This is a genomic window from Agromyces binzhouensis (assembly GCF_004135055.1).
GTDB classification, from domain to species: Bacteria; Actinomycetota; Actinomycetes; order Actinomycetales; family Microbacteriaceae; genus Agromyces; species Agromyces binzhouensis.
In genome coordinates this window covers 1-1,040 of sequence record NZ_SDPL01000677.1, presented here as the reverse complement: position 1 = coordinate 1,040, position 1,040 = coordinate 1, and the positions used below count along the sequence as shown (strand labels likewise).

The 1,040-nt window shown below is 70.6% G+C and carries 1 protein-coding gene; it reads right to left on the bottom strand.

The genetic code is table 11. The features are described from left to right. Positions 1-52: 52 nt before the first annotated feature. Positions 53-877 carry a PPK2 family polyphosphate kinase gene (locus tag ESO86_RS17580; protein WP_242492448.1) on the bottom strand — a complete coding sequence of 275 codons (825 nt, stop codon included), beginning with the start codon at positions 875-877 and terminating at the stop codon, positions 53-55. Between the last annotated feature and the right edge of the window lie 163 nt (positions 878-1,040).

Below are 1,040 nucleotides of genomic sequence, written 5' to 3'. Positions count from 1 at the left end.
CGCCGCGCGCCCTGCCCGCGCTGCCCGCCCCGCGGGCCGCCCGTCCGCCCGCTCAGCCGGTCGCGAGCCGCGCCTTCTGCTGCTCGATGTCGTAGTCGGCGAGCGGCCAGTCGAGCTTCATCGACTCGAGCGCATCGATCAGCAGGTGCTGCACGGCGAGCCGCGCGTACCACTTGTGGTCGGCGGGCACCACGTACCAGGGCGCGTACGGCGTCGTCGTCCGGTCGAACACGACCTGGTACGCCTCGCGGTACTTCGGCGCGAGCATCCGCTCGTCGATGTCGCCCGGGTTGAACTTCCAGTGCTTGTCGCGTCGGTCGAGCCGCTTCAGCAGGCGCTTGCGCTGCTCGTCCATCGAGATGTGGAGCATGACCTTGATGATCACGGTGCCGGATGCCGCGAGCTCGGCCTCGAACTCGTTGATCGCGTCGTAGCGCCGCTCGATCTCCTCCGGCGGCGCCAGTTCGCGCACTCGCGCGATGAGCACGTCCTCGTAGTGCGAACGGTCGAACACGCCGATCATGCCCGGCTCGGGGACCTCCTTGCGGATGCGCCAGAGGAAGTCGTGCTTGAGCTCCTCCTCGCTGGGCTTCTTGAAGGTGGCGAGCTGCACGCCCTGCGGGTCGACCGCGCTCATCACGTGCTTGACGATGCCGCCCTTGCCGGCGGTGTCCATCGCCTGCAGCACGAGCAGGACGCGTCGCGGGTCGTCGCCCATCTGGTGGCCCGCGAACAGCCGCTCCTGCAGGTCGGCGAGGATGGCGGCGCCGACGTCGAGCGACTTCTTGCCGTCGCGCTTCTTCCCCTCGAACCCGGGTGCCGAGCCCGTGTCGACCTCGGCGAGCACGAAGTCCTGCCGCACCCGCAGCATGTCCATCGGATCGCTCGCCCAGTACTTCTCCAGCCCCACGGTGCTCCCCTCATGCCCGCGGCGGCCGCGGCGCTCCCCAATCATCGACGCGCAGCGGATGCCACGGCAAGGGGTGGCGCGCCGCGACCGGGTCGTGCGACGGCATGCGCCGGCGGGCGCCGGCAGCGCG

What these genes read in the sequence shown, in the direction of transcription:
- ESO86_RS17580 (WP_242492448.1), bottom strand. Translation starts at nt 877, where the DNA reads ATGGACATGCTGCGGGTGCGGCAGGACTTCGTGCTCGCCGAGGTCGAC.